The sequence below is a fragment of the Nonomuraea ferruginea genome, from assembly GCF_039540635.1.
Lineage (GTDB): Bacteria > Actinomycetota > Actinomycetes > Streptosporangiales > Streptosporangiaceae > Nonomuraea > Nonomuraea ferruginea.
Genome location: NZ_BAABFD010000015.1, coordinates 129,693 through 156,013, shown reverse-complemented (window position 1 = coordinate 156,013; position 26,321 = coordinate 129,693). Strand labels below are relative to the sequence as shown.

Sequence of the window (26,321 nt, the reverse complement as noted above, 5' to 3'; positions counted from 1 at the left end):
AAAAGTCTCGATCGTCGCGGTAGCTGACACCTGTTCCGGGAAGGACCGGGCACAGTGACGCTCGTCATCGATGGCGTCTCCGTACGCCGGCGCGGGGAGATCTGGCTCGACGACATCCACCTGGAGTCATCCGGTGGCATGACGACGCTCCTCGGGCCGATGACCGCGGGGAAGACCACGCTGATGCGGGTGGTGGCCGGGCTGCTGCCGCCGGACGCCGGGCGGGTGGTGGTCAACGGCGAGGACGTCACCGGCGTGTCGGTGCGCAAGCGGTCGGTGGCCTTCGTCTACCAGCAGTTCATCAACTACCCGTCGCTGACCGTCTACGAGAACATCGCCTCCCCGCTGCGCCTGGCCGCGGAGTTCCCCAAGGGCGAGGTGGACCGGCGGGTGCGCGAGGTCGCGGAGCTGATGGGCATCGGCGAGCTGCTCGGCCGCCGTCCCGGCGAGCTGTCGGGCGGGCAGCAGCAGCGCACCGCGATCGCCAGGGCCCTGGCCCGGCCGGTGGACGTGCTGCTGCTCGACGAGCCGCTCGCCAACCTGGACTTCAAGCTGCGCGAGCAGTTACGCGCCGACCTCAAGCGGATGTTCAGGGACTCCCCCGGCGTGGTGCTGTACGCGACGGCGGACCCGAACGAGGCGCTGTCCTTCGCCGCGCCGACGGTGGTGCTGGGCGAGGGCCGGGTGCGGCACCGGGGCGACCCCGCGGACCTGTACGCCGGGCCGCCGACGCTGGAGGTGGCCGCGACGCTCAGCGACCCGCCGCTGAACCTGCTGCCCGGCCTGGTGCGCGACGGCCGGATCGAGTGCCTGGGCGCCTCGTTCCCCGCGCCGGGCCTGACCGGGCCGGACCGGCGGGTGGTGGTGGCGGTGCGCCCGCACCAGGTGGGCATCGAACGGGCCGGCCCCGGGATGCTGGAGTTCCCGGCCGAGATCAGGCTGGCGGAGGTGACGGGCAGCGCCACGTTCGTCCACCTGCTGCTGGAGGGCGGGACGCACCTGGTGGCGCATCTGGCGGGCACGCACCCGTACGAGCCGGGAGAGCCGGCGGTCGCGTACGTGGATCCGGCGCGGGTGTTCGTGTTCGGCGAGGACGGCGCGCGGCTGCATGCCCCGCTGGGGGCGGAGGTCCGCCCGCATGGCTGAGATCCGCCTGGAAGGCGTGGCGCACAGTTACGACGGCGGCGGCACGTGGGCGCTGAAGCCGATGACGTGGACCTGGCGGACCGGCCGGGCGTACGCGCTGCTCGGGCCGAGCGGGTGCGGCAAGACGACGCTGCTCAACATCGTCAGCGGGCTGCTGACGCCGACGCGGGGACGGATCTGGTTCGACGACCGCGAGGTGACCGGGGTGCCGCCGGCGGGGCGGAACATCGCGCAGGTCTTCCAGTTCCCGGTGCTGTACGACCAGATGTCGGTCTACGACAACCTGGCCTTCCCGCTGCGCAACCGCGGGTACCCGAGGCAGGAGGTGGACCGGCGGGTGCGCCGGGTGTCGGGCCTGCTCGGGCTGGACGAGCACCTGCGCCGCCGGTCGCGGCGGCTGGACCCGGGCCGCCAGCAGATCGTGGCGCTGGGCCGCGGCCTGGTCCGCCCGGAGGTGGCCGCGGTGCTGCTGGACGAGCCGCTGACCGTGGTGGACCCGGCCATGAAGTGGACATTGCGCAGCAAGCTCAAGGAGATCCACCGCGACACCGGGCACACGCTGGTCTACGTCACCCACGACCAGACGGAGGCGCTGACGTTCGCCGACGAGGTGGTGGTGCTCAACGACGGCGAGATCGTGCAGGCCGGCGAGCCGGGCGAGCTGTTCCTGTCGCCCGCGCACGAGTTCGTCGGCCACTTCATCGGCTCGCCCGGCATGAACGTGCTGGACGGGGCGGTGGCCGGCGGGCTGGTGCGGGTGGGCGACGCCGCGGTCGGCCGGGCGTCCGGCGACCTGCCGCCGGGGCCGGTGCGGATCGGGGTGCGGCCGGAGTTCGTGCGGCTCACAAGCGAGGAGGCGCCGCCCGGCATCGCCGCCCGGGTGACCGGGATCGACCGGATGGGCGCGTACGACCTGGTGCACGCCCAGGTGAACGGGCACCCGCTGGTCGCCCGCACGGACGCGGCGGCCGTGCGCGAGCCGGGCTCCGTGACGTTCCTGCGCTTCGCGGAGGGCCGGGCGTTCCTGTTCAGGGACGCGGTCCGGTGCGGGGTGGTCGAGCCGCTGCCGGGGAGCGCCCCGTGACGGCCGCCCTCCCCTCGCGGCGGACGGAGCCGGCCGCCGAGGACCGGGCCCAGGGCAAGCGGCGCGCCAACCGGGCCTGGTTCCTGGTGCTGCCGGTGGTGGTGTCGGTCGCGTTCACCGCCGTCATCCCGCTGATGACGGTCGTGAACTACTCGGTGCAGGACATCTTCAGCCCGGACGACCGGCTCTTCGTCGGCCTGGAGTGGTTCCGGTCGGTGGCGCGCGACCCTGAGGTGCGGGCCGCGTTCGTCCGCACGCTGCTGTTCTCGGCGCAGGTGCTGCTGCTGGAGATCCCGCTGGGCGTGGCGGTGGCGGTGGTGATGCCGCGTCGCGGCCTCGGCGTGCCGGCGGCGCTGGTGCTGGTCGCGCTGCCGCTGCTCATCCCGTGGAACGTGGTGGGCACGATCTGGCAGATCTTCGCCCGGCCGGACATCGGGCTCGGCGGCTGGGCCGTCAACAACGTGCTCGGCCTGGACTACAACTACACGCTGGACGCCGGCGACGCGTGGATCACCGTGCTCGTCATGGACGTGTGGCACTGGACGCCGCTGGTGGCGCTGCTGGCGTACGCGGGGCTGCGGTCGATCCCCGACCCGTACTTCCAGGCGGCGCAGATCGACGGCGCGTCGGCGTGGGCGACGTTCCGGCACATCCAGCTGCCGCGGCTGCGCGGGGTGCTGACGATCGCGATCCTGCTGCGGTTCATGGACAGCTTCATGATCTACACCGAGCCGTTCGTGGTGACCGGGGGCGGGCCGGGGAACGCGACCTCTTTCCTCAGCGTCCTGCTGTCGAAGATCGCGGTCGGGCAGTTCGACCTGGGGCCGGCGGGGGCGTTCTCGCTGCTGTACTTCCTGGCCGTGCAGATCGTCTGCTACGTGTTCTTCACCGTGCTGACCAGGACCGGGAGGTGAGCACGGTGCGGAGGCTGCCGTGGGCGCGGACGGTGTTCTGGCTGTACGGGATCACGCTGATGCTGCCGCTGCTGTGGATGTTCGGCATGTCGATCCGCCCGAACCAGGACATCCTCGGCAGCTTCCGGCTCATCCCGGAGCGGGTGACGTTCGACAACTACGTCACGTTCTTCACCAACCCGGTGTGGTACTCCAGCTATCTCAACTCGATCGTCTACACGTCCATGAACGCGGTCATGTCGCTCGTCATCGCGCTGCCGGCCGCGTACGCGTTCTCCCGGTTCAGGTTCGCCGGGGACAAGCACCTGTTCTTCTGGCTGCTGACGAACAGGATGGCGCCGCCCGCGGTGTTCCTGCTGCCGTTCTTCCAGATCTACCAGGCGGTCGGGCTGTTCGACACCCATCTGGGCGTGGCCATCGCGCACATGCTGTTCAACGTGCCGCTCGCGGTGTGGATCCTGGAGGGCTTCATGTCCGGGATCCCGCGCGAGATCGACGAGACGGCCGCGATCGACGGCTACTCGCTGCCCCGGTTCTTCGTCAGGATCTTCCTGCCCATGATCCGGTCGGCGATCGGCGTCACGCTGTTCTTCTGCTTCATGTTCAGCTGGGTCGAGCTGCTCATCGCGCGCACGATCACGTCGGTGAACGCCAAGCCGATCGCCGCCACCATGACCCGCACGGTGAGCGCGGCGGGCGTCGACTGGGGGCTGCTCGCGGCGGCCGGGGTGCTGACGATCGTGCCGGGCGCGATCGTCATCTGGTTCGTCCGCAACTACATCGCCAAGGGTTTCAGTCTGGGGAGGGTGTAGCCGATGCCCGACTGGATGGTGTGGACCGGGCCCACCGCCGCCGTCTTCGTCGGCCTCGGCCTGCTGCTGTGCGGGATGGCGATCTGGGCGAGGATCTCGCCGCCGGTGTCGCGGCGGGGGTTCCTGCGCATCGAGACCGATCGGGGGGACCGGCTGTACATCGGCCTGATCAGCGCGGCCGCCGTGCTCGCCGGGTGGATCGCCGTCACCGATCTGTCCATGTGGCTGGCGCTGGCGGTGGCGTTCCTGGTGGTGCTGGCGATCGGGATGTGGGGCTGACTAAGGAGGCGGCGATGCCGTTCGGCAGGAAGATCCCCAAGAGGAGCACGATCTGCGCGGCCGTGCTCGTCCTGCTGGCCACGGGCTGCTCGCAGGGCGGCGGCTCGGCAGGTGGCGGCGAGTTCAGGGAGGCCGACGCCAAGGCGGCCGCCCAGCGGTGGGTGTCCACCGAGTTCACCCCGAGCACGCTCTCCAAGGAGCAGCAGCTCGCCGAGATGGACTGGTTCATGAAGGCCGCGGCCCCGTACCGCGGCATGGAGATCAACGTGGTGTCGGAGACGATCACCACCCACGAGTACGAGTCGCAGCAGCTCGCCAAGGCGTTCTCCGAGATCACCGGGATCAGGCTCAAGCACGACCTGATCCAGGAGGGCGACGTGATCGAGAAGCTGCAGACGCAGATCCAGGGCGGCCAGAACATCTACGACGCCTACGTCAACGACTCCGACCTGATCGGCACCCACGCGCGCGGCGACTACGTGCTGCCGCTGTCGGACTACATCGCCGGGGAGGGCAAGGCGGTCACCTCGCCGACGCTGGACCTGGAGGACTTCATCGGGATCAGCTTCACCACCGGGCCCGACAAGAAGATCTACCAGCTGCCCGACCAGCAGTTCGCGAACCTGTACTGGTTCCGGTACGACTGGTTCACCGACCCGGCCATCAAGAAGCAGTTCAGGGACGCGTACGGCTACGAGCTCGGGGTGCCGGTCAACTGGGCCGCGTACGAGGACATCGCCGACTTCTTCACCAGCAAGGTGAACGGTGACGGCACGATCGACGGCCAGAAGGTCTACGGCCACATGGACTACGGGCGCAAGGACCCGTCGCTGGGCTGGCGGTTCACCGACGCGTGGCTGTCGATGGCGGGCAACGGCGACCCGGGCATCCCGAACGGGCTGCCGGTGGACGACTGGGGCATCCGGGTGGAGAACTGCCGCCCGGTCGGCTCGTCCGTCAGCCGGGGCGGCGACACGAACGGGCCCGCCGCCGTGTACGCGCTCACCAAGTACGTCGACTGGCTGAAGAAGTACGCCCCGCGCGAGGCGGCGGGCATGAACTTCAGCGAGGCGGGCCCGGTGCCGGCGCAGGGCAACATCGCCCAGCAGATCTTCTGGTACACGGCCTTCACCGCCGACCTGACCCAGCCGGGGCTGCCGGTGGTGAACGAGGACGGCACGCCCAAGTGGCGGATGGCGCCGAGCCCGCACGGCGCCTACTGGAAGGACGGCCACAAGCTCGGCTACCAGGACGCCGGGTCGTGGACGCTGCTGAAGAGCACCCCGGCCGAGCGCAGGGCGGCGGCCTGGCTGTACGCGCAGTTCGTCACGTCCAAGACGGTGTCGCTGAAGAAGTCGATCGTCGGGCTGACGTTCATCCGCGACACCGACATCCGCAGCGAGTACTTCGAGCAGAACGCGGAGAAGTACGGCGGGCTGATCGAGTTCTACCGCGGCCCGGCGCGCGTGCAGTGGACGCCGACCGGGACGAACGTGCCGGACTACCCGCGGCTGGCGCAGCTGTGGTGGCAGAACGTGGCCACCGCCGTCACGGGCGAGACCACGCCGCAGCAGTCGATGGACAGCCTGGCCAAGCAGCAGGACGACATCCTGTCCCGGCTGGAGCGCCGCGGCTACGGCGGCCAGTGCGCGCCCAAGCTGAACCAGGAACGGGACGCGCAGTACTGGTTCGACCAGCCGGGCGCGCCCGTGGCGAAGCTCCCGGACGAGCGCGGCAAGCCGGAGACCCTGGACTACGACGAACTGATCGCCCGCTGGAAGAAGGCGGACTGACGCGCGCGCGGGTGGAGTGGGCGAACCCGACTGTCAGCCGGGTTCCTGCGTGCGCGACATGCCGTGGAGCCGGGCGTGCAGCACGGTCATCCTCCGGGTGAACTCCCGCTCGTCGGAGTACACGTCGTAGTCGTCGATCTCGTGGAACGCCTCGTCGAGAAGCCGGCCGAGATCGCCGTGCGCCCGCTCTCCCGCCGCCATGGCTTCCCTTCTCGCCGCCACCCAAGCGTGGCGGAACCGCTCGACGTCGAGGCGGCCCGCCACGAACCCGTCGATCAGCGAGAGCTTCCTCCGGGTGACCGACTCCGGGGGCACCTCCGCCGGCGTCCGCCAGGAGGGCCATCGGGGCGGATGAGCCGCCGCGACCTCCAGAAGGAGGGGATTCGTCGTGGCGAGCCGCCGCGCGACCCGCGCGAAATCCGCCTTCGCCTGTTCCGTCTCGCAGGCGAGGCAGGCCGCGACGAACGCACGAGGGCCGGAGACGAGGGCGTACTGCCGCATGGTCATGAGGACCGCTCCCGACATGTCGGGCAAAGTCATGACGACGTCGGAGCCGGCCCACGAACCCGGGAGCGCGAGGGCGCCATCGCCCACCAGGATCGTCTCGACTCGCCGTGCACCGAGCGGCGCGGCGAGGACGCGGGTCTGGCCGCACGCACGCAGGCCGCGCCCGATCGAGGACAGGAGCCTGGAGTCTGGGACGGGCCGCGACGCCACGGGAACGGTGACCTTGTCCCCCACGGCCGTCCAGGCGGCGCTGAACCCCGTACCGCCGTCGAGCATCTTCTCGACCCGGGTCACCCGATGATCAGGAGTCACGGATTCATCCTGGCGGCTCGGCACGGGAAGGGGCCGGTGTCAGGAGGCCGGGACCGGCTGCTCGTCCGCCTGCTTGGGGTCCGGGAGGTCCAGGGTGTCGCGGAGGGTGACGGACTTGAAGAAGAGGGTGGCGATGACGCCCACGACCGAGAGCCCCGCCGAGATGAGGAAGATGTGACCGGTCGCGTCCCCGTACGCGGATCGGACGATCGTCTTGATCGGCTCCGGCAGGGCGGCGATGTCGAGGGTGGCCGCGCCGCCGCTGGCCGAGGCCGGGATGCCGGCCTTGGCCAGACCCTGGCTGATGCTGGTGGCGACCTGGTTGGCGAGGACGGCGCCGAGGACCGAGACGCCGATGGTGCCGCCGAGCGAGCGGAAGAACGTGATGGCGCCGCTGGCCGCGCCGAGTTCGCGCAGCGGGACGGTGTTCTGGATGGCCAGCACCAGATTCTGCATCGACATGCCGACGCCCACGCCGACCAGCACCATGGCGGCGCCGATGAGGTACAGCGAGGTCTGGTGGTCCATCGTCGACAGCACCAGGAAGCCCAGGGTGAGCACGATCGAGCCGGTCACGATGTACGGCTTGATCTTGCCGCTCCTGGAGACCATGCGGCCGCTGATCGTGGAGGAGACCAGCACGCCCGCCATCATCGGGATGGTGAGCAGGCCCGCCTCGGTCGGGGTGTAGCCGCGGCCGATCTGGAAGTACTGGCCCAGGAAGACCGAGCCGCCGAACATGGCCATGCCGACCGCGAGGCTGGCCACGATGGCCAGGGCGGGGGTGCGGCGGCGGATGACGTGCAGCGGCACCACGGGCTGGGCGGCCCTGGTCTCCACCCAGGTGGCCAGCGCCAGGAGGACGGCGCCGCCGCCGGCCATGGCCGCGGTCTGCCACGACAGCCAGTCGAAGGAGTTGCCGACGAACGTGATCCAGATGAGCAGCACGCTCACGCCGGCCGCGATGAGGGTCGCCCCGGCGTAGTCGATCTTGACGTTGTCCTGGCGGACGGTGGCGACGTGCAGCGTCTTGTGGAGCAGGCCCAGGGCGACGACGGTGAAGGGCACGGCGATGAAGAAGCACCAGCGCCAGCCCAGCCACGAGGTGTCGGCGATGAGCCCGCCGAGCAGCGGCCCGCCGACGGTGGCCACGGCCATGACGGCGCCGAGGTAGCCGTTGTAGCGGCCGCGCTCCTTGGGGCTGATCATCGCGGCGATCACGACCTGGACCAGGATCTGCAGCGCGCCCATGCCGAGCCCCTGCAGCGCCCGGAAGGCGATGAGCTGCTCGGTGTTCTGGGCGAACCCGCAGGCCAGCGAGGTCACCATGAAGATCACGATGGAGATCTGGAGCAGCAGTTTCTTGCTGAAGAGGTCGGCCAGCCTGCCCCAGATGGGCGTCGACGCGGTGGCGGCCAGCAGGGAGGCGGTGACGACCCAGGTGTACTGCGACTGGGTGCCCTTCAGCGCGCCGATGATCTGGGGCAGCGCGACCGACACGATCGTGCCGCTGATCATGGCGACGAACAGGACCAGCAGCAACCCGCTGAGGGCTTTCAGCACCTGCCGATGCGTCATCGGCTCGGCAGGTGCTGTCATGGGTGCGCTCACGCGCGACCTCCGTTTCGGATCTCGGGGTGACGACCGGATACTCTACTTCCCATTGAGAAAGTTTGCGCATTGCGCATCTATTCCCGGCGGGTAGAGTGACCGCAAGATGGACACCACGACGCTGGGACTGCGCGAGCGCAAGAAGGCCGAGACCCGGCAGGCCGTGCACGAGGCGGCGCTGCGGCTCGTCGTCGAGCACGGCTTCGACGGCGTGACGGTCGAGGCCATCGCCGACGCCGCCAACATCTCCCGCCGCACCTTCTCCAACTACTTCGCCGGCAAGGAAGACGCCCTCCTGTACGGGGAGGAGGAACGCTTCCGCCGGCTGGTGGCGCTGGTGCAGGAGCAGCCTCCCGGCCACAGCGCGTGGCAGGCCATGCGGGCCACGATCCTGGATCTGTACGAGGAGGTCGGCACCCCCGACCGCGAGTGGGCGATCCGCACCCGGCTGGCCAAGAAGCATCCGGCGCTGCTGGCACGCCAGCTCGCCAACCACGCCGCACTCGAACGCGAGCTGGCGCAGGCCATCGCCGACCGGCGCGCCCCGGCACGGCCGCGGGTGATGGCGGCGGCCTTCCTCGGGGCGCTGCGCCTGGCGACCTTCCAGTGGATCGAGGAGGAGGAGGCCCGGTCCCTGCTGGAGGTCGGCGAGGAGATCCTGGACGAGGTGGCCAGGCCCTTCACCTGACGGAGCGAGGAAAGGGCGGGACACCACGCCCGTGGAGCCCCGCCCGTTCGTGACCTACGACGTCGCGACGGGATCGGGGAGCGGGAACGGGCCCGCCGTGGCCGGGATCGGCGGGTCGTCATCCGCCGCGCGGTAGTCACAGGTGAAGACGTGCTCGCCGGGCCCGGCCTGCACCGGGGCCCGCCCCGGCAGATCGACCTCGGCCGTCGTGCCGGGCGGCACCGTCACCTCGACCGTCAGCTCCGTGCCCGCCCGCCGCCACGACACCGCCGCCCGCCCGTACGGGGTGTCGTGCGCGGCACGGGCGTGGGTGAGGCCGCCGCCCGGCCGCGGCGCGACCCGCAGGCGGCGGTAGCCGGGCGCCGCGGGGGCCAGCCCGGCCACCACGCGGTGCAGGTAGTCGGCCACCGCCCCCAGCGCGTAGTGGTTGAACGAGGTCATCTCCCCCGGGTTGACCGACCCGTCGGGCAGGAGGCTGTCCCACCTCTCCCAGATCGTGGTCGCCCCCATCGTCACCGGGTAGAGCCACGACGGGCACTCCCGCTGCGTCAGCAGGTGGTAGGCCGCGTCGTGGGAGCCCGTCTCCGCGAGGGCGTCGCAGACCAGCGGGGTGCCGACGAAGCCGGTGCCGATCCGGTACCCGTCCCTGGCGACCAGCTCCGCCAGCCGCCGCCCGGCCCTCTCCCGCTCGCCGCCGTCGTCGAGCAGGCCGAAGCGCAGGGCGACCGCGTAGGCCGTCTGGCTGTCGCCGACCAGCCGTCCCGACGGCGTGACGTACTCCCGCCGGAACGCCTCCCGCACCTCCCCCGCCAGAGCGGCGTGACGGGCCGCGTCGTCCTCGTGGCCGAGCAGCCCGGCCACCCGTCCCAGGATGGAGGCGGTGGAGAAGTGGTAGGCGGTGGCGATCAGGTAGGGGTCGGTGCGCCCGTCGGCGGGCGCGTCCGGCGGGGCGGACGGGTCGAGCCAGTCGCCGAACTGGAACCCGTCGGACCACACCCGGTCCGGCCCCGCCAGTTCGGCGACCTGGTCCACCCAGGCCCGCATGCTCGGATACTGCCGCCGCAGCAGCTCCAGGTCGCCGGTGCGCTCGTACAGCACCCACGGCACGAGGACCGCCGCGTCTCCCCAGGCGGCGGCCGGCAGCGGCGGGAACTGCACCTGCACCCACGGCACGTAGGGCGGGACCGTGCCCAGCTCGGCCTGCTCGGCGGCGAGGTCGCGCAGCCAGGAGGCGAGCGGGCCCGCGCAGTCGTACAGGAACGCCGCGGCCGGGGCGAACACCTGGATGTCGCCGGTCCAGCCGAGCCGCTCGTCGCGCTGCGGGCAGTCGGTGGGGATGTCGACGAAGTTGCCGCGCATGCTCCACACCACGTTCTCGTGCAGCCGCTCCAGCAGCGGGTCCGAGCAGCCGAACCAGCCGGTGCGGCGCATGTCGGTGTGGCAGACGACGGCGACCACGCCGTCCGGCGGGATCTCCCCCGGCCAGCCGGTCACCTCGGCGTAGCGGAAGCCGTGGATGGTGAAGCGCGGCTCCCACTCCTCGGCCCCGCCGCCGCGCAGGGTGTAGGTGTCGTGCGCGGCCGCGCCGCGCAGCGGGCGCACGGCCGGCGCGCCGTCCTCCAGGACCTCGGCGTGGCGCAGGGAGACGGTGTGCCCGGCGGGACCCTGCACGCGGATGCGCAGCCGGCCCGAGATGTTCTGGCCGAAGTCGAGGATGGTCTCGCCGGACGGCCCGGTCAGGGTGGCGACGGGGGCGAGCGTCTCGACCCGGCGCACCGGCGGGCCGTCGGGGGCCACCAGCAGGGCGGGGTCGTGGTCGAGCACGTCCGCGGGCAGCCAGCCGGAGTCGTCGAACCCGGGCGACGACCAGCCGCCGGGCAGCAGCCGGGCGTCGTGCTTCTCGCCGTCGTACAGGCCGGTCGCGGTGATCGGGCCGGGGGCGGCGCGCCACGAGCCGTCGGTGACGAGCGTCTCGGTGCCGCCGTCGGCGTAGACGAGTTCGAGCTGGGCGATGAGCGCGGTGCGCGTCCCGTACGTGGCGGTGCTGCCGTCCAGGAAGCCGACGCGGCCCCGGTACCAGCCGTCGGCGAGCATCGCGCCGATCGCGTTGGGTCCGGGCCGCAGCAGGGCCGTGATGTCGTGGGTGCGGTAGCGGAGCCGGTGGCCGTAGCTGGTCCAGCCGGGGGCGAGCACGTCGTCGCCGACGACCTGGCCGTTGATCTCGACCTCGTACAGGCCGTGCGCGGTCACGTACAGGCGGGCCCGCACGGGCCGCTCGCGCAGATCGAAGCCGCGGCGCAGCAGCGGCGCCGGGCCGTCGGGCGGGCCGGTGAGCGACGGCGGCGGCGCGGCGGCCGCGGCCTGCCAGCGGTCCGCCGTCAGCAGCCCGGTCTCCGCCTCCGACCAGGGACTCCAGTCGCCGGCTCGGCCGCCGCCGTGCACCCGGACGCGGACGGCGCAGCGTTCGGCGGAGCCGAGCGGCTCGCCGGGCCACGGCACCAGCCGGGACTCGGCCGAGCGCACCAGGTGGCTGGCGGTGCCGCCGCCGGTGCGGATCTCGATCTCGTACGCGTCCTGCGTCCAGGACGGTGGTGCGGCGGTGACGGTCCAGGTCAGGCGTGGCCTGGACGCACCGATGCCGAGGGGCGGCCGGTGCGGGTCGAAGCGGTGGTGCTCGAAACGGGGGGCGTCGACGGTGATGCCGGACGCTCGGGTCATGGTGCTCCTCGTGCGAGTGGGTCAGCCCTTGATCGCGCCGGCGGTCATGCCGGCCACGATCTTGCGGTTGAAGAAGACGAAGGCCAGCAGCGGCGGGATCGTGATCAGGACGATGTCCATGAACAGCAGGTTCCACTGGGTGCTGTACTGGCTCTGGAAGTTGTAGAGGGTGAGCTGGACGGTGGCGTTGTCGTCGCCGGGCAGGAAGTAGAGCGGGTTGACGAAGTCGTTGAAGACGGCGACGGACGTGGTGAGGATCACGGTGATGGTCACCGGCCGCATCAACGGGAAGATCACCCGGAAGAACAGCGCCATCCCGGTGCAGCCGTCGATCATGGCGGCCTCGTCCAGCTCGCGCGGGATGGCGGCGATGAACGCCCGGTAGAGCAGCATCGCGAACGACAGGCTGTAGGCGACCTCGACCAGGATGAGCCCCGGCAGCGTCTTGAACAGCCCGATGCCCTGCAGCACCCAGATGGTCGGCACCACGGCCGGCGGGATGATCAGCCCGGACAGCACGAGCAGGTTGACCACGCCGGCCACCCGGCCGGGCCGCCGCTGCAGCACGAACGCGGCCATGGAGGCGAACACCACGAGCAGCGCGACCGAGGTGACCGTGAGGATGGTGCTGTTCACGTACGCGGTCAGCAGCAGGTAGTCGCGGGCGGAGATCACCTCCACCAGGTTCCGCACCACGGGCCAGCTCGTCGGCCAGGCGAAGTCCAGGTCGGCGGCCTGCTTCTCGTCCTTGACCGCGGTGAGCAGCATGAACGAGAAGGGCACCAGGAAGACGGCGGCGGCCACCGCCAGCGCGAGCGTCTCGGCGCCGATCCTGCGCGCGGTTGTCCTCACGAGTGGATCTCCCGGCGGTCGAGCAGGCGGACGAGCGGGACCACGATCGCGGTGACGGCGAGGAACAGGATCACGTTCCCGGCCGTGGCCAGGCCGTAGAAGCCCGCCTGATACTGCTTGTAGATGATCGAGGCGATGACGTCGCTGGTGAAGCCGGGACCGCCCCGGGTCATGGTCCAGATGAGGTCGAAGGTGCGCAGGCCGCCGATGAACGACAGGATGATCACCGAGTAGGTGGCGGGCCAGGACAGCGGCAGCGTGACGTGCCGGAACCGGTGCCAGGCGCTGCCGCCGTCGACCTCGACCGCCTGGTAGTAGTCGCGCGGGATCGACATGATCCCGGCGATGTAGATGACGGTGGCCAGGCCCACGCCCTTCCAGACGTCGACCAGCGCCACCGACAGCAGCGCGGTCGTGGCGTCGCCGAGCCAGTCGGGGCCGGAGATCCCGAAGACGCCCAGCGCCTTGTCGACCAGGCCGGTGTCGGGTTTGAGCAGGACGCTGAAGGTGATGCCGACCGCGACGGTGCTGACCAGCACGGGGAAGAACACGACCGAGCGCAGGAAGCCGCGCAGCCGCAGGTTCGAGGTGAGCAGCACGCCCAGCAGCAGGCCGAGCACCACCTTCAGCCCGCTGGTGACGACCGCGTAGACGATCGTGTTCCGGAAGCCGACGCGCAGGTTCTGCTCGGCGAAGAAGTCGCGGAAGTTGTCCAGGCCGACGAACGTGCTGTCGAACAGCGTCCACCGGGTGAGCGCGAAGTAGAAGGCCATCACCGTCGGCACGAGGAAGATGACGGTGTAGACGATCCCGGCCGGCAGGTAGAACGCGTACGGGTAGACCGCGCGGGCCTTGGGCCGGGCCGGGCGGCGGCCGCTCTCCGGAGCGGCCGCCCGGCGAGGCCGGGCCGAGGTCACCATCCGGCCAGCCCCAGTTGCCTGGCCTGCTTCTCCACGTCCTTGTCGTACTGGGCCGCGCCTTCCGCCGGCGTGGTGAGCCCGGAGCCGACGGCGACGGTGATCTGTTCCAGCGACGGGCCCTTCACCGGCGAGACGAACTCCAGCGCGGGCGCGGATGCGCCGCTCTCGATGTAGGCGCTGAGGTCCTTGGCCACCTGGATGACGTCCTCGGGCAGCTCGGCGCCCTTGATCCGGTACGGTCCCGTCGGGGCGACGCCCTCGGAGAACGCCTGGGCGCCGGCCGGTGAGGCGATGAAGGCGAGGAACTTCTTGGCCGCGTCGACGTGCTCGCTGGAGGCGGGGATGTAGGCGCCGGCGGGCTCCCAGACGGTGGCGCCGTGGGTGCCCGGGTCGTCGCCGGGGATGCCGAAGAAGCCGATGTCGGTCTTGACGGACGGGTACTGCTCGATGAGGGCCGGCATCACGCCGGTGAGCATCGGGTAGTGCGCGCCCTTGCCCTCGGCCAGCAGCTTCAGCCCGTTGTCCAGGGTGGCCGAGCCGAACCCGTCGTTCAGCAGGCCGGCGGCGTGCACCTCGGCGAGCTTCCGGAACCCCGACAGCGCGGCCGGGGTGGTGGCGTACTTGGCCTTGTTGGCGGTGTAGCCGGCGGCGAAGGCGGGCACGGCGGCCTGGACGTTGTAGAAGTCGCCGAGCACGAACAGCTGCGAGGTCCAGGTCTCCTTGAAGGTGGAGATGACCGGCGCCAGGCCGGCGGCCTTGACCTTGTCGTTGTTGGCCATGAACTCGGCCCAGGACCTGGGCGTCTCCAGGCCGAGGTCGGCGTAGACCTTGCGGTTGTAGAGGATGCCGCCGCCGGCCGCGGTGCCGGCCGGGACCCCGTACACCTTGTCCTGGTGGGACACCACCGGCAGGTAGGACTCCTGCACGTTCGCGAGGACGGGGTCGCCGGTGAGGTCGACGAGCGTCTGGCTCGGGTTGAGCGCCTGGATGAGCGAGCCCGAGTTGTACCAGAAAACGTCGGCCATTTCGCCGGTGGAGAGCCGGGTTTTGACGATGTTGTCGCCTTCGGCGCCGCCGGGACGGGTCTCGGTGTCGATTTCGACAGTGGGCTCGGCGGCCTCGAACGCCCGCACCACGGATTCTGCGGCGGCCACGGTGGCCTCGGCGTTGTCGATGAGCAGCTTGAGCGTGACGGTCCCGTCGGCCGAGGTCGGCTCGGACGACCCGCATGAGGTCAGTGACGTGACCACGGCGGTGGCGGCGGCTGCGACTCTGAGGCAAGCGGCCTTCATGACGCCCTCCAGGAATTTCGCGTGGACCATTAAATCGTTTCAAACCCCCCAATCGCCGCTAACTTAAACTTTGCGATTCGGTAGCGTCAAGACTTTGCCCGGATAACGATTACTCATCGGTGATATTTCCGGAAATTTATGGCATGCGGAAAGGCCGCTTTCCGGTTATGTCGTGAAAGCGGGCGGTGTCGAGGGAATCCGGGTGCTCCGAGACGGGATGTAGAACGTTCTCCATTGCTATCCTCCGCTCCGGAGGGGCGTCAAGAGGCTCGACGGCACGTCTGGTGTGGTTCGTTCTACGGGGAGGCCGGATGACCAGGGTGACCATCGCGGACGTGGCGCTGCACGCCCAGGTGTCCAGGTCGGCGGTGTCCAAGGTGCTCCGCGACGCCTACGGGGTCAGCCCCTCCATGCGCGCCCGGGTGCTGGCGGCCATCGACGAGCTGGGCTACCGGCCGCACGTGGCGGCCCGCGCGCTGCGCGGCCACACCTCCACTCTCGGCGTGCTCCTGCCCGACCTGCGCAACCCGTTCTTCCCCGACCTGGTCGACGGCGTCGTCGAGGAGATCGCCGGCACCGGGTACGAGGTCGTGATCAGCCAGGGGGGCCGCGGCCCGGCGAGCGAGTCGCGGGCCATCCACGCGCTCATCGACCAGTCGGTGGGCGGGATCGTGCTGGTCGCCCCCCTCAGCCCGCAGTCCGACCTGGAGGCGATCGCCGCCACGGTGCCGGTCGTGGTGCTCGGCCGCCACGACCGCTCCCCCCGCTACGACGCCGTCTTCGACGACGACGAGGTGGGCGCCGAGCTCGTGGTCGAGCACCTGGCCGGCCTGGGCCACCGCCGCATCGCGCACATCGCCCACCGCGACTCCAGCCGGGGCGAGCCCGCCACCCTGCTGCAGGCCATCCGCGCCCGGGCGTACGAGCGGGCCATGGTCCGGCTGGGCCTGGGCGAGCACGCCGACATCGCGTGGACCACGTACACCGAGGAAGGCGGCCACAAGGGCGTCGGCGAGCTGCTGAGCCGGCCCGAGCCGCCGACGGCGATCTTCGCGGGCGCCGACCTGGCCGCCATCGGCGCCCTCGCCGCGCTGCGCGAGGCCGGGCTCGCCGTGCCGGACGACGTCTCGGTCGCCGGATACGACAACAGCTGGCTGGCCGCGCTGGCGCACATCTCGCTCACCAGCGTCGACCAGTCGGGCGTCACCATGGGCCGCACGGCGGGCCGGCTGCTGCTGGAGCGCATCGGCGGCCGGACGGCGTCGGCGCGCATCTCGATCACGCCCACGCTGGTGCCCCGGCGTACCACGGCGGCGGTGTCCTGACCAGGCCCGGCCAGCGGCTTTCCGCTTTCGCACCACGGGAATATCTCGGTACGCGGTGTGGTGCTCAGCATCGGATATCGTCGTGAGAGCACACGGTTCGGGACAAATCGCACATCTTTCACCTGCCGGACCAATCGGGCGTTAATCTTTGCCCGGCAGTGCGTCATACGTATCATCAGGAGTCCATTTGAACGTCCATGCCGACGTCGCCAGGCGACGCATAGAGGAGCTGCTGGGCACTTCGGACGAGCAGATCCTGCGCCGCTGGAGCGCCCTCGCCAAGGCCCCGGTAGACGAGCTGAAGGAGCTCTACCAGGCCCTGCGCACCGCCTTGGCGGAGGAAGGCAGTGACCTCGCCGACATTCGCGGCCTGCTCGCGGAGCTCTCGCGCGACCGCGTCCGCCGGGGCCACACCCCCTCCGACACCGCACGCGCGGTGTTCGGCCTCAAGGAGGCGGTGTACGAGGTCGTCGAGGCCGACGGGGAGCCCGAGGCGCTGCGCGGGTTCATCTGGTTCTCGCGGCTGATCGACGACCTGGGCCTGTACACCATCGAGACGTACGCGGCCGCCAGGGAGAAGGTCATCCTGGACCAGGCCGAGCAGCTCCTGGAGCTGTCCACCCCGGTGGTCAAGCTGTGGGAAGGCATCGTGGCCGTGCCCCTGGTCGGCACCCTCGACTCGGCCAGGACCCAGGTCGTGATGGAGAAGCTGCTGCAGACCCTGGTCGACACCGGGTCCGAGCACGCCGTCATCGACATCACCGGCGTCCCCGCCGTCGACACGCAGGTGGCCCAGCACCTGCTCAAGACCGTGGTGGCCGCCCGGCTCATGGGCGCCGAGTGCGTGATCTCCGGCATCAGCCCGCAGATCGCGTACACGATCGTCACGCTCGGCATCGAGTTCGGCGACATCGTGACCAAGGCCACGCTGGCCGACGCGCTCGCGTACACGCTGCGGCGCAGCGGCATCGAGTTCGGCGAGGGCCGGCGGACGCAGATCGCGATCCGCGCGGAGGACGCGTGATGGAACGTGTCCCCATCCTCAAGCTCGGCGACATCCTGATCATCTCCATCCAGATCGACCTCGACGACCAGAGCGTGCTGAGTCTGCAGGAGGACCTGGCGGAGCGGGTCGTCGCGACCGGCGCCCGGGGCGTCGTCATCGACATCACGGCGGTGGAGATCATCGACTCGTTCATCGGCAGGATGCTCGCCACCATCGCGGCCATGTGCCGGCTGCTCGACGCCGACACCGTGGTCGTCGGCATGCGCCCGGCCGTGGCCATCACCCTGGTGGAGCTCGGTCTGTCACTCGGCGGTGTGCGCACCGCGCTCGACCTGGAGAAGGGCGTCGCGGCGCTCGGCCACCTCCGCGGCAGGGACACGACGCGATGACGGACGGCGGCCGGATGCCCATCGCCAGCAACGCCGACGTGGTGGCGGTCCGCCAGCAGGTGCGCGCCGTCGCGATCGAGGCGGGCATGTCCCTGATAGACCAGACGAAGGTGGTGACCGCGGCGAGCGAGCTGGCACGCAACGTGCTGGTGCACGCCGGCGGGGGCCGCGTCACCGTGGAGGTCGTCGAGGACGGCCGGCGTCGCGGGCTGCGTCTGGCCTTCAGCGACGAGGGCCCCGGCATCGCCGACGTCGAACAGGCGCTGGTCGACGGCTACACCACCGGCGCCGGGCTGGGTCTCGGCCTCGGCGGCTCGCGGCGGCTGGTCGACCAGTTCGACCTGACCTCCGCCCCCGGTGAGGGCACCACGATCGTCGTGACGAAGTGGGCCCGAGGATGATCGAAGCCGACCAGGTCCGCGACGACGCCTGGATCCGCGCCGAGGAGCCCAGCGCGGTGGGGGCGGTGCGCAGGCTGGCCGTCGACCTCGCCAAGACGGCCGGGTTCGGCGACGAGCGCGTCGGCCAGGTGGCGGTGGCGGTCACCGAGGCCGTCTCCAACCTGGTCAAGCATGCCGTGCAGGGTGTGGCCCTGGTCCGCCCCTGCCCCGTCGCGCCGCAGGTGGTCGAACTGATCACGCTGGACCGGGGGCCGGGCATGCCGGACGTGGCGCGGGCGCTGCGCGACGGCTACTCGACCTCCGGCACGCTCGGCATCGGACTGGGCGCCATCACCCGCATGGCGTCCTCGTACGACGTGCACTCGCTGCCGGGCCGGGGAACGCTGCTCGCCGTCCAGTTCGCCGCGAAGGGAACGATCGAGCCGCCGCCGGCCAGCGGCCTCGTCCGCCCCATCGGCGAGGAGGTCGTCTCGGGTGACGCCTTCGCCGTGTCCACCGGCGAGCAGGACATCACCGTCCTGCTGTTCGACGGACTGGGCCACGGACCGGCCGCCGCGCACGCCTCCCGGGAGGCGGTCGAGCTCTTCCTGGAGAGGCCGGCCGACGAGCCGCTGGCCATCCTGCGCCGCCTGCACGACGGGCTGGCGCACACCCGCGGCGGCGCGGCCGCGGTCGCGCGGGTCACCCCCGCGCGGGTGAGCTACGCCGGGCTGGGCAACATCTCCGGCTGGATCACGCACGCCGACGACCGCCAGGGCATGGTGTCGGTGCCCGGCATCACCGGCCACCAGCGGCGGCGCCTCAGGCAGTACGAGTACGAACTGGACGAGCACGCGACGGTCGTGCTGCACTCCGACGGGCTCACGGACCGGTGGTCGCCCACCACCATGCCGGGCCTGTTCTCCCGCTCCCCCGCCGTGATCGCCGCCGGGCTGCTCCGCGACGCGGGCAGCCGGCGGGACGACGCCTGCGTAGTGATCGTGAGGCCGCGACGTGACCGCGCTTGAGCTTTTCAGGATGCGCCTGGCCGAGGACCGGGACGTGTTCGTGCTGCGCCGGCTCGGCCGTGCCGCCGCCGAGCTGGCCGGGCTGGAGGCGCAGGACCAGATCCGGATCGCCACCGCGCTCAGCGAGGTGGGCCGGGAGGTGATCGGTTCGGGCGCCCTCGTACGTTCCACGCTGGAGGACGGCGAACTGATCATCACGATCGAGCACGCCGCGGACGCCGACCCGGCCGGATCCGACGGTGTGGCGCTGGCCCGCCGCCTGGTGGACAGGGTCACCGCGGACGACGGGCGGTTCACCCTCGTCAAGCGGCTGCCGGGGCGCAAGCCCTCGATGCCGGCCGCGCGGATCCGCGAGCAGCTGGCCCGTGTGGCCCCCACCACCGCGTTGGAGGAGCTGCGCCAGCAGAACAGGGAGCTGGCCGCGACCCTGGACGACGTGCTGCGGCTCAACGCCGAGCTGCAGGAGACCAACGCGGGCGTGCTGGCCCTGTACAACGAGCTGTCCACGGAGCTGGAGGAGACCAACAGGGGCGTGGTCGCCCTCTACGCCGAGCTGGACGAGAAGTCCAGCCAGCTGCGTGAGGTGGCCGAGACCAGGAACCGGTTCTGGGCCACGGTCAGCCACGAGCTGCGCACCCCGCTCAACTCCATCATCGGCCTGGTGCGGCTGCTGACCGGCCCGGGCGGCGAGCCGCTCTCCGGGGAGCAGGAGCAGCAGATCGGGTTCATCGGCAGCTCGGCGGAGACGCTGCTGGCGCTCGTCGGCGAGCTGCTCGACATGGCCAAGGCCGAGTCGGGCCCGCTGCATCCCCAGCTCGGGTCCGTGAACCTCGTCAGGCTCGTGCACCAGCTCAGAGCCACCATGCAGCCCACCAGCGACGTCGCCCTGCACACCGAGGTGGCGCCGGAGGTGGGCGAGATCTACACCGACGAGGGCATGCTCACCCGGGTGCTGCGCAACCTGGTGGCGAACGCGCTGAAGTACACCCAGGAGGGCGAGGTGCGACTGAGCGCCCACCTCGACGAGGAGGCCGGCCAGGTGGTGATCACGGTGTCCGACACCGGCATCGGCATCTCCGAGGAACACCTGAGCCGCGTGTTCGAGGAGTTCTTCCAGGTGCCCAACGCGCTGCAGGTCAAGACCAAGGGCACCGGCCTCGGCCTGCCGTACGCGCGCAGGCTGGCCGAGGCGCTCGACGGTCAGCTGGAGCTGACCAGCGCGCCCGGCTCCGGCACGACCGCCACTCTGCGGCTCCCCCGCCGCCACGGGCCTCCCGAGATCGGGCGGCTGCTCATCGCCGACGACGACCAGGGCTTCCGCGAGCTGGCCCGTAGGATGCTGTACGGGGTCGCGAGCGAGATCGAGGAGGCCGCCGACGGCATCGAGGCGCTGGAGCTGATGACGGCGCGGCCCCCGGACGTCCTCGTGCTGGACATGCTGATGCCCAGGCTTGACGGCAACGCGCTCCTGCAGCGGATGTCGGAGGACGAGAACCTGGGGGAGGTCTCGGTGGTCGTGGTGACAGTGGCGCCCGGCAAGGCGGCGGAGGGCCATCCCGTGCTGTCGAAGCAGGGGATGCGCCGTCACGACCTGCTGGAGGCGGTGCGCGAGGCGGCCAGGGGGCGCGGTGCCTGACTCCGGCCCGGCCAGCGTGCTGGTGGTCGACGACACGCCGGCCAAGCGCTACATCCTGTCCAGCTGGCTGCGCCGGGCCGGTCACAGCGTGATCGAGGCGGGCGGCGGCGAGGAAGCGATGGCGGTGCTGCACGCGCACCATCCCGACCTGGTGGTCCTGGACGTCTGGCTGCCCGACATGAGCGGCTTCGAGGTGTGCGAGCGCATCAAGGCCGATCCGGCGACGGCGTCCATCCCGGTCATCCAGGTGTCGGGGAACGCCGTCACCGTGCAGGACCGTACCGAGGGTCTGGAGCGGGGGGCCGACGCCTACCTGGCGGAGCCGATCGAGCCGAGTGAGTTCATCGCGACCGTGGAGGCGACGCTGCGCTACTCGCGCGCGCGGCGGCGGGCGGAGGTGATGGCCGACCGGCTGGCCGAGCTGGCCGAGGTGACGCTGCGGATCAACCGGTCCGACTCGTTCGAACGCCTGCAGGAGGTGGCCGTCCAGGGCACCGCCTCGATCCTGGGCCGCCAGGCGAGGGCGCTGGCGGTGCCGGCCGACGGGCGGCTGCGCCGCTACCTCGGCCAGCCGGGCGAGCGCGCCGTCACCAGGGACGTCGCGCCCGACCTGCTCGACCGGTTGTGCGAGATGGTCCTGGGCCCGAGCGCCGGCGCCGAGCTGGTCACCATCTCCCCCGCCGACTGGGCCACGCTGATGCCCGGCTCGGAGGTCACGCGGCCCGTCGTGGGTGTGCTGTGCCGCACCAAGAAGAGCAGGCCGCCGGTGTTCCTGGGCGTGGAGGCCGATCCCATACTCGACGGCAACGAGATCAACCTGCTGCGGCAGCTCGCCCAGGAGCTGGCGCTCGCCGTGGAGGCGCTGCGCGCCTACACCCAGGAACACACGATCTCGCTCACCCTGCAGCGCAGCCTGCTGCCGACGCGGGTGCCCGAGGTGCCGGGGCTGTCGGTGGGGCTGCGTTACCGGCCCGCGGTCGACAGCGTGGAGGTCGGCGGCGACTTCTACGAGGTGCTGGAGGCCGACGACCGGGTGCTGGTGGCGATCGGCGACGTGATGGGCCACTCCCTGCACGCCGCCACCGTCATGGCCGAGCTGCGGCACGCACTGCGCGCCGCGGTGATGGACCAGGTGGACCTGGCGGCCTCGATGAGCCTGCTGAACAAGGTCCTGCGCCGTTACCACCCGGGCATGACGGCCACGGTCTGCATGCTGCTGCTGCACCCCGGCACCGGCGAGGTCCAGCTCGCCAACGCCGGTCACATCCCTCCCCTGCTGGTCGGCGACGGGGCGCGTTACCACGGGATGGGCAATCTGCTGCTCGGGGTGGCGGAGGAGGAGTACAAGGTGGACCACCTGATGCTCCCGCCGGGCGGCACGATCGTCCTGTTCACCGACGGGCTGCTCGAAGACCGCGACGTGCTGCTGGACGTCAGCCTGGAGCGGGCCAGGGAACTGGCGGAGACGGTCGAGGACGACCTGGAGCACTTCTGCGACCGGATGCTGGCCGCCTTCGGGTCGCGTGAGGACGACGTGGCGCTCGTGGTGCTGCGGCGGGACGCCTGACGGCTATCGTGGGTTGCCGATGAACGAGTCGACGCAGCCGCTGGACCGCGCAGCGGCGGAAGAGTACGCGAGCTGGTTCCGGGCGCTGGCCGACGCCACCCGCATCCAGATCGTGTCGCTCCTCGCCCGGCGCCGGGGGCCGATGAGCGTCGGGGAGGTCGTGGCGGCGTCCGGGGTGGGCCAGTCGACCGTGTCCCACCATCTGAAGATCCTCGCCGACGTCGGCTTCGTGCTGGTGGAGCGTCAGGGCACGTCCAGCCTCTACCGCATCAACGAGCAGTGCGTCGGCGCCTTCCCGACGGCCGCCGACGTGGTGATGGGCCGCCCTCTGCCGGACGCCCGGCTCTGCGACTAGGCGCGCGGCGCGTACATGATGACCGCCACGCCGACCAGGCAGATCGCCGCGCCCGCGAGGTCCCAGCGGTCCGGCCGGAAGCCGTCGACCAGCACCCCCCACAGCAGCGACCCGGCCACGAACACGCCGCCGTACGCGGCGAGGATGCGCCCGAAGTGCGGGTCCGGCTGGAAGGCGGCGACGAAACCGTAGGCGCCGAGCGCGAGCACGCCGGCGGCGATCCAGAGGAGCCCGCGCTGCTCCCGCACCCCCTGCCACACCAGCCAGGCCCCGCCGATCTCCGCGACGGCGGCCAGCGCGAACAGGATCAGGGAGCGGACGGTCGTCATGGGGCGACTGTATAGAGCGGGAGAGGCGCGCGGATCACGGGGTGCGCCGCCGCCATCCGGGGACCTGCCGGGTCGTGAGATCAGCGCGACCGTTTGAGAACCGTTCCTCCTGGTAGTCGCCCTTCTATGGATAGGGACATCCAGGCCGTGGTCGTCGGTGATGTGATGCTCGACTCGTGGCTGCGCGGGCCGGTCAAGCGCATCGCCCAGGAGGCGCCGGTCCCCGTGGTGAGTGTCGAGGCCACCGAGGACGCGCCGGGCGGGGCGGGCAACACGGCGGCCAACCTGGCCGCGCTGGGCGCGCGCGTGCGGCTGATCGGGCCGGTCGGCGACGACGCCTGCGCCGAGCAGCTGGCCACGGCGCTCAGCCTGCTGGGCGTGGACGCCCGCATGGTGACCGTGCCCGGCAGGCGCACCCCGCACAAGCAGCGGCTCATGGTCGGCGAGCAGCTCATCGCCCGCTACGACGAGGAGGACCGCGACCCGATCCCGGCCGCGGCCGAGGCCCGCGTGATCGAGGAGCTGCGGGAGTCGCTGCCCGGCGCAGACGTGGTGATCGCCTGCGACTACGGGGCGGGCGGGTGCACGGACGCGGTGCGGCGGGCGCTGGCCGGGCTGCCCCTGCTGGTGGTGGACGCGCACGCGATCACGCCGTGGCGGACCTGCGCGCCCGCGGTGGTGCTGCCGAACTACGGCGAGGTCCTGCAGCTGCTGGGCGAGGACGGCGGCCACGACGACCGGGTGCGCTTCCTGACCGAGCGTTCCGGCCGGCTGCTGGCGGAGTCGGGCGCGCGGATGGTGGTGACCACGCTGGACGGCGAGGGCACGCTGCTGCACCAGGAGGGACGGCCGCCGTACCGGACCTACGCCGAGCCGGCGCCGGACCACATGACGACCGGGGCGGGCGACACCTACACGGCGGCGTTCGCGCTGTGGCTGGCCGGCGGGGCGGCCCCGGAGCAGGCGGCGCAGGCCGCGCAGGCCGCCGCCGGGGTGGTGGTGCGCAGGCCGGGCACCGCCACCTGCACCAGGCAGGAGCTGCTGCGGGCGTTGCACCGGGAGGACGGACGGGCGCAGACGCCGGAGCGGCTGGCGGCCCGGCTGGACGAGCACCGGCGGCGCGGGCAGCGGATCGTGTTCACCAACGGCTGCTTCGACGTGCTGCACCGGGGGCACGTGACGTACCTCGAACGGGCCGCCCGGCTCGGCGACGTGCTGGTGGTGGCGGTCAACAGCGACGCGAGCACGGCGCGGCTGAAGGGGCCGGGGCGGCCCATCAACTCGTGCGAGGACCGCATGTCGGTGCTGGCGGCGCTCGGTTACGTCGACTACGTGATCTCGTTCGAGGAGGACACGCCCGAGCGGCTGCTGCGGATGGTCCGCCCCGACCTGTACGTGAAGGGCGGCGACTACACGCCCGAGATGTTGCAGGAGGCTCCGCTGGTGCGGGCCATGGGCGGCGAGGTGCGGGTGCTGGACTACGTCTCGGACCGGTCCACGACGGCGATCATCGAGCGGGTGCGGTCGCTGCCGGAAGAGGATCCGGCCGGGCCTTCATGAGCACCGTGTCACCATACTGTGACATATCGTGATATCGGGGTACGGGACTCCTGGTTCGTCGCTCGTTCGGGGGGTTCGAAGATGACCGGAAGTCCTGTCGTGATCGGCGTCAACCGTACCCGGGACGGGTCGATCGCGGTCGCCCGCGGCCGGACCTCGGTCCACAGCCTGCAGAAGGAGCGGATGACCCGCCGCGAGCACCACCGGGGCCGGCTCCGCGACCTGCCGGACCACTACCTGCCCCGGCTGCCCCAGCTCGCCGGGCCGGTGGACCTCGTGGTGGAGGGCTACTCGTCCGACACCGAGATCGCCAATCTGGCCGCCTACCGTGCGGAGCTGCGCGAGACCCTCGGCCTGACCGGGGACACGCCGGTCGTGCTCGTCTCGCACCACCTGAGCCACCTCTACAGCGCCTTCCCGCCGTCGCCGTTCGAGGAGGCCGCGGGGCTGGTCGTGGACACGCAGGGCAGCCGGGTGCGGGACTTCACCGAGCGGGTGGAGCTGCCCCGCGGCACGCCGGGCGACCTGCTGGAGGTGTCGTCCTTCTACCGCTGCTCGCGCGGCCGGGTCGAATGCCTGGCCAAGCAGCTCTGGGACGGCGACTGGGCCAGGCCCGCGGGGCTGGGCTGCTTCTACGCGCTGCTGACGCGGATGCTCTGGCCGAGCGGCGGGGGCGACGAGGGCAAGGTGATGGACCTGGCCCCGTTCGGCGACCCGGACGCGCTCGGACTGCCGGAGCTGGACGTGCGCGGGCACGAGGTGTTCATCCCGCGGGCGTGGCTGGACACGTTCGACCAGGGCGCGGCGTTCCGCTACGTGACCAACGGCGCGAGCACGTTCAAGCGGTCGGCCAACCTGGCCGCCGCCGGTCAGCGCGCGTTCGAGCGGGCGCTCGACCGGCTCGCGGCCTGGCTGCACGAGCGGACGGGCCTGGCGGACCTGGTGTTCGCGGGCGGCACGGCGCTGAACTGCACGGCCAACGGCCGGCTGATCCGCGGGTCGCCGTTCCGCGAGGTGTTCATCCCGCCGAGCCCGCACGACGGCGGCACCGCCGTGGGCTGCGCCCTGTACGGGATGATCGAGTGCCTGGGCGCCGAGAGCGGCTTCCGGTGGGCCGACGACTTCCTCGGGCCCGAACCCGACCCGGCCGAGATCGACGCGGCGGTGCGGGCGCTGCCGGAGGATCTGACGGCCGAGCGGCCCGCCGACCTGGCGGGCGCGATCGTCGAGCTGCTGGCGGGCGGCCGGACGGTGGGCCTGCACCAGGGGCGCTCCGAGTCGGGGCCGCGCGCGCTGGGCAACCGGAGCATCCTCGGCGACCCGCGGGTGCCCGAGCTGCGCGACTACGTCAACGTCGAGGTCAAGGGCCGCGAGTGGTTCCGGCCGCTGGCCCCGCTGGTGCTGGCCGAGCACGCGGGGCGGATCTTCGACGTGGACCGGCCGGCGCCGTTCATGCAGTACGCGGCGGAGGTGCGGCCCGAGCACCGCGAGGAGCTGCCCTGCGTCACACACGTGGACGGCACCGCCCGGCCGCAGACGGTGGAGCCGGGCCGCACGCCGTTCCTGCACGAGTTGCTGACCCGCTGGCACGAGAGGACCGGCTGCCCGGTGCTCGTCAACGCCTCGCTGAACGGGCCGGGCGACCCGCTCACCGAGACGCCGGAGCACTCGGTCGGCACCCTGCGCAAGACCGGCCTGCACGCGCTGGCCCTGCCGCCCTACCTCATCCGCAAGCGCGACGAGCCGCCCGTCCCCGGCGACGACTGGCAGCCTCCGGCGCGTCCCGTCTAGCACGTCGCGGGCACCCGCAGCGCCATG

Annotated in this window: 24 protein-coding genes; 17 read left to right on the top strand and 7 right to left on the bottom strand. The window is 71.5% G+C overall.

Annotated features, from left to right (window positions below):
• Positions 1-54: 54 nt before the first annotated feature.
• The 6 genes from ABD999_RS27420 to ABD999_RS27395 are packed head-to-tail and all read left to right on the top strand — an operon-like array spanning position 55 to position 6,028.
• Positions 55-1,146: an ABC transporter ATP-binding protein gene (locus ABD999_RS27420; RefSeq protein ID WP_271280157.1), complete on the top strand. Its 1,092-nt coding sequence runs from the start codon at positions 55-57 to the stop codon at positions 1,144-1,146.
• Positions 1,139-2,230 carry an ABC transporter ATP-binding protein gene (locus ABD999_RS27415; protein WP_148031362.1) on the top strand — a complete coding sequence of 364 codons (1,092 nt, stop codon included), beginning with the start codon at positions 1,139-1,141 and terminating at the stop codon, positions 2,228-2,230. The genes ABD999_RS27420 and ABD999_RS27415 overlap by 8 nt, the downstream gene beginning before the upstream one ends.
• Positions 2,227-3,144: a carbohydrate ABC transporter permease gene (locus ABD999_RS27410; protein WP_222708926.1), complete on the top strand. Its 918-nt coding sequence runs from the start codon at positions 2,227-2,229 to the stop codon at positions 3,142-3,144. The genes ABD999_RS27415 and ABD999_RS27410 overlap by 4 nt, the downstream gene beginning before the upstream one ends.
• Positions 3,141-3,956 (top strand): carbohydrate ABC transporter permease, encoded by an 816-nt coding sequence (locus ABD999_RS27405; RefSeq protein WP_222708925.1) that lies wholly within the window; start codon positions 3,141-3,143, stop codon positions 3,954-3,956. Before ABD999_RS27410 ends, ABD999_RS27405 begins: the two co-directional genes overlap by 4 nt.
• A gap of 3 nt (positions 3,957-3,959) precedes the next feature.
• A complete protein-coding gene (locus tag ABD999_RS27400; RefSeq protein ID WP_219545769.1) occupies positions 3,960-4,235 on the top strand; it encodes a DUF2160 domain-containing protein in 276 nt (91 codons plus the stop codon).
• A gap of 14 nt (positions 4,236-4,249) precedes the next feature.
• On the top strand, positions 4,250-6,028 hold the full coding sequence (locus tag ABD999_RS27395; protein WP_271280158.1) for an ABC transporter substrate-binding protein: 1,779 nt from the start codon (positions 4,250-4,252) through the stop codon (positions 6,026-6,028).
• Positions 6,029-6,061: 33 nt separating this feature from the next.
• On the opposite strand, the gene ABD999_RS27390 is transcribed toward ABD999_RS27395, so the two are convergent.
• Positions 6,062-6,847 carry a hypothetical protein gene (locus ABD999_RS27390; RefSeq protein ID WP_271280159.1) on the bottom strand — a complete coding sequence of 262 codons (786 nt, stop codon included), beginning with the start codon at positions 6,845-6,847 and terminating at the stop codon, positions 6,062-6,064.
• Between the two features lie 39 nt (positions 6,848-6,886).
• Complete coding sequence (locus ABD999_RS27385) at positions 6,887-8,446, bottom strand: MDR family MFS transporter (RefSeq protein ID WP_378525193.1); 1,560 nt, start codon at positions 8,444-8,446, stop codon at positions 6,887-6,889.
• A 118-nt stretch (positions 8,447-8,564) separates the two neighbouring features.
• Here ABD999_RS27385 and ABD999_RS27380 point away from each other — a divergent pair, with 118 nt between their 5' ends.
• Positions 8,565-9,146, top strand: a complete 582-nt coding sequence (locus ABD999_RS27380) for a TetR family transcriptional regulator (protein ID WP_219545772.1) — start codon at positions 8,565-8,567, stop codon at positions 9,144-9,146.
• Positions 9,147-9,200: 54 nt separating this feature from the next.
• Here the strand turns inward: ABD999_RS27380 and ABD999_RS27375 are convergent, their stop codons facing one another.
• Genes ABD999_RS27375 through ABD999_RS27360 form a run of 4 tightly spaced genes read right to left on the bottom strand, consistent with a single transcriptional unit; the run spans position 9,201 to position 14,928 of the window.
• Positions 9,201-11,864: a family 78 glycoside hydrolase catalytic domain gene (locus tag ABD999_RS27375; RefSeq protein WP_345482954.1), complete on the bottom strand. Its 2,664-nt coding sequence runs from the start codon at positions 11,862-11,864 to the stop codon at positions 9,201-9,203.
• Positions 11,865-11,885: 21 nt separating this feature from the next.
• Entirely contained in the window at positions 11,886-12,716 is an 831-nt protein-coding gene (locus ABD999_RS27370) for a carbohydrate ABC transporter permease (RefSeq protein ID WP_271280495.1), read from the bottom strand.
• The gene (locus ABD999_RS27365) at positions 12,713-13,636 is read right to left on the bottom strand and encodes a carbohydrate ABC transporter permease (RefSeq protein WP_345482953.1); all 924 of its coding nucleotides are present in this window, start codon (positions 13,634-13,636) and stop codon (positions 12,713-12,715) included. The genes ABD999_RS27370 and ABD999_RS27365 overlap by 4 nt, the downstream gene beginning before the upstream one ends.
• Positions 13,630-14,928, bottom strand: coding sequence for an ABC transporter substrate-binding protein (locus ABD999_RS27360; RefSeq protein WP_271279549.1), 1,299 nt, complete (start codon positions 14,926-14,928; stop codon positions 13,630-13,632). The genes ABD999_RS27365 and ABD999_RS27360 overlap by 7 nt, the downstream gene beginning before the upstream one ends.
• Positions 14,929-15,239: 311 nt before the next feature.
• Here ABD999_RS27360 and ABD999_RS27355 point away from each other — a divergent pair, with 311 nt between their 5' ends.
• The 8 genes from ABD999_RS27355 to ABD999_RS27320 all read left to right on the top strand — a co-directional run bounded on the left by ABD999_RS27355 (position 15,240) and on the right by ABD999_RS27320 (position 22,614).
• Entirely contained in the window at positions 15,240-16,253 is a 1,014-nt protein-coding gene (locus tag ABD999_RS27355) for a LacI family DNA-binding transcriptional regulator (protein ID WP_148031354.1), read from the top strand.
• 187 nt (positions 16,254-16,440) lie between these two features.
• Positions 16,441-17,277 carry an STAS domain-containing protein gene (locus ABD999_RS27350; RefSeq protein WP_271279550.1) on the top strand — a complete coding sequence of 279 codons (837 nt, stop codon included), beginning with the start codon at positions 16,441-16,443 and terminating at the stop codon, positions 17,275-17,277.
• The gene (locus ABD999_RS27345) at positions 17,277-17,648 is read left to right on the top strand and encodes an STAS domain-containing protein (protein ID WP_271279551.1); all 372 of its coding nucleotides are present in this window, start codon (positions 17,277-17,279) and stop codon (positions 17,646-17,648) included. Before ABD999_RS27350 ends, ABD999_RS27345 begins: the two co-directional genes overlap by 1 nt.
• Entirely contained in the window at positions 17,645-18,049 is a 405-nt protein-coding gene (locus tag ABD999_RS27340) for an anti-sigma regulatory factor (RefSeq protein WP_271279552.1), read from the top strand. Before ABD999_RS27345 ends, ABD999_RS27340 begins: the two co-directional genes overlap by 4 nt.
• Complete coding sequence (locus tag ABD999_RS27335) at positions 18,046-19,056, top strand: ATP-binding SpoIIE family protein phosphatase (protein WP_271279553.1); 1,011 nt, start codon at positions 18,046-18,048, stop codon at positions 19,054-19,056. Before ABD999_RS27340 ends, ABD999_RS27335 begins: the two co-directional genes overlap by 4 nt.
• Positions 19,043-20,692: an ATP-binding protein gene (locus ABD999_RS27330; RefSeq protein ID WP_271279554.1), complete on the top strand. Its 1,650-nt coding sequence runs from the start codon at positions 19,043-19,045 to the stop codon at positions 20,690-20,692. The genes ABD999_RS27335 and ABD999_RS27330 overlap by 14 nt, the downstream gene beginning before the upstream one ends.
• On the top strand, positions 20,685-22,259 hold the full coding sequence (locus ABD999_RS27325) for a SpoIIE family protein phosphatase (RefSeq protein WP_271279555.1): 1,575 nt from the start codon (positions 20,685-20,687) through the stop codon (positions 22,257-22,259). The genes ABD999_RS27330 and ABD999_RS27325 overlap by 8 nt, the downstream gene beginning before the upstream one ends.
• A gap of 19 nt (positions 22,260-22,278) precedes the next feature.
• On the top strand, positions 22,279-22,614 hold the full coding sequence (locus ABD999_RS27320) for an ArsR/SmtB family transcription factor (RefSeq protein ID WP_148031347.1): 336 nt from the start codon (positions 22,279-22,281) through the stop codon (positions 22,612-22,614).
• Here the strand turns inward: ABD999_RS27320 and ABD999_RS27315 are convergent.
• Positions 22,611-22,943: a YnfA family protein gene (locus ABD999_RS27315; RefSeq protein WP_148031346.1), complete on the bottom strand. Its 333-nt coding sequence runs from the start codon at positions 22,941-22,943 to the stop codon at positions 22,611-22,613. The genes ABD999_RS27320 and ABD999_RS27315 overlap by 4 nt on opposite strands.
• 126 nt (positions 22,944-23,069) lie before the next feature.
• Between ABD999_RS27315 and rfaE2 the strand changes: the two genes are divergently transcribed.
• Entirely contained in the window at positions 23,070-24,503 is a 1,434-nt protein-coding gene (rfaE2, locus tag ABD999_RS27310) for a D-glycero-beta-D-manno-heptose 1-phosphate adenylyltransferase (RefSeq protein ID WP_148031345.1), read from the top strand.
• Between the two features lie 81 nt (positions 24,504-24,584).
• Positions 24,585-26,294 (top strand): carbamoyltransferase C-terminal domain-containing protein, encoded by a 1,710-nt coding sequence (locus ABD999_RS27305; RefSeq protein ID WP_271279556.1) that lies wholly within the window; start codon positions 24,585-24,587, stop codon positions 26,292-26,294.
• The last annotated feature ends 27 nt before the right edge of the window (positions 26,295-26,321 follow it).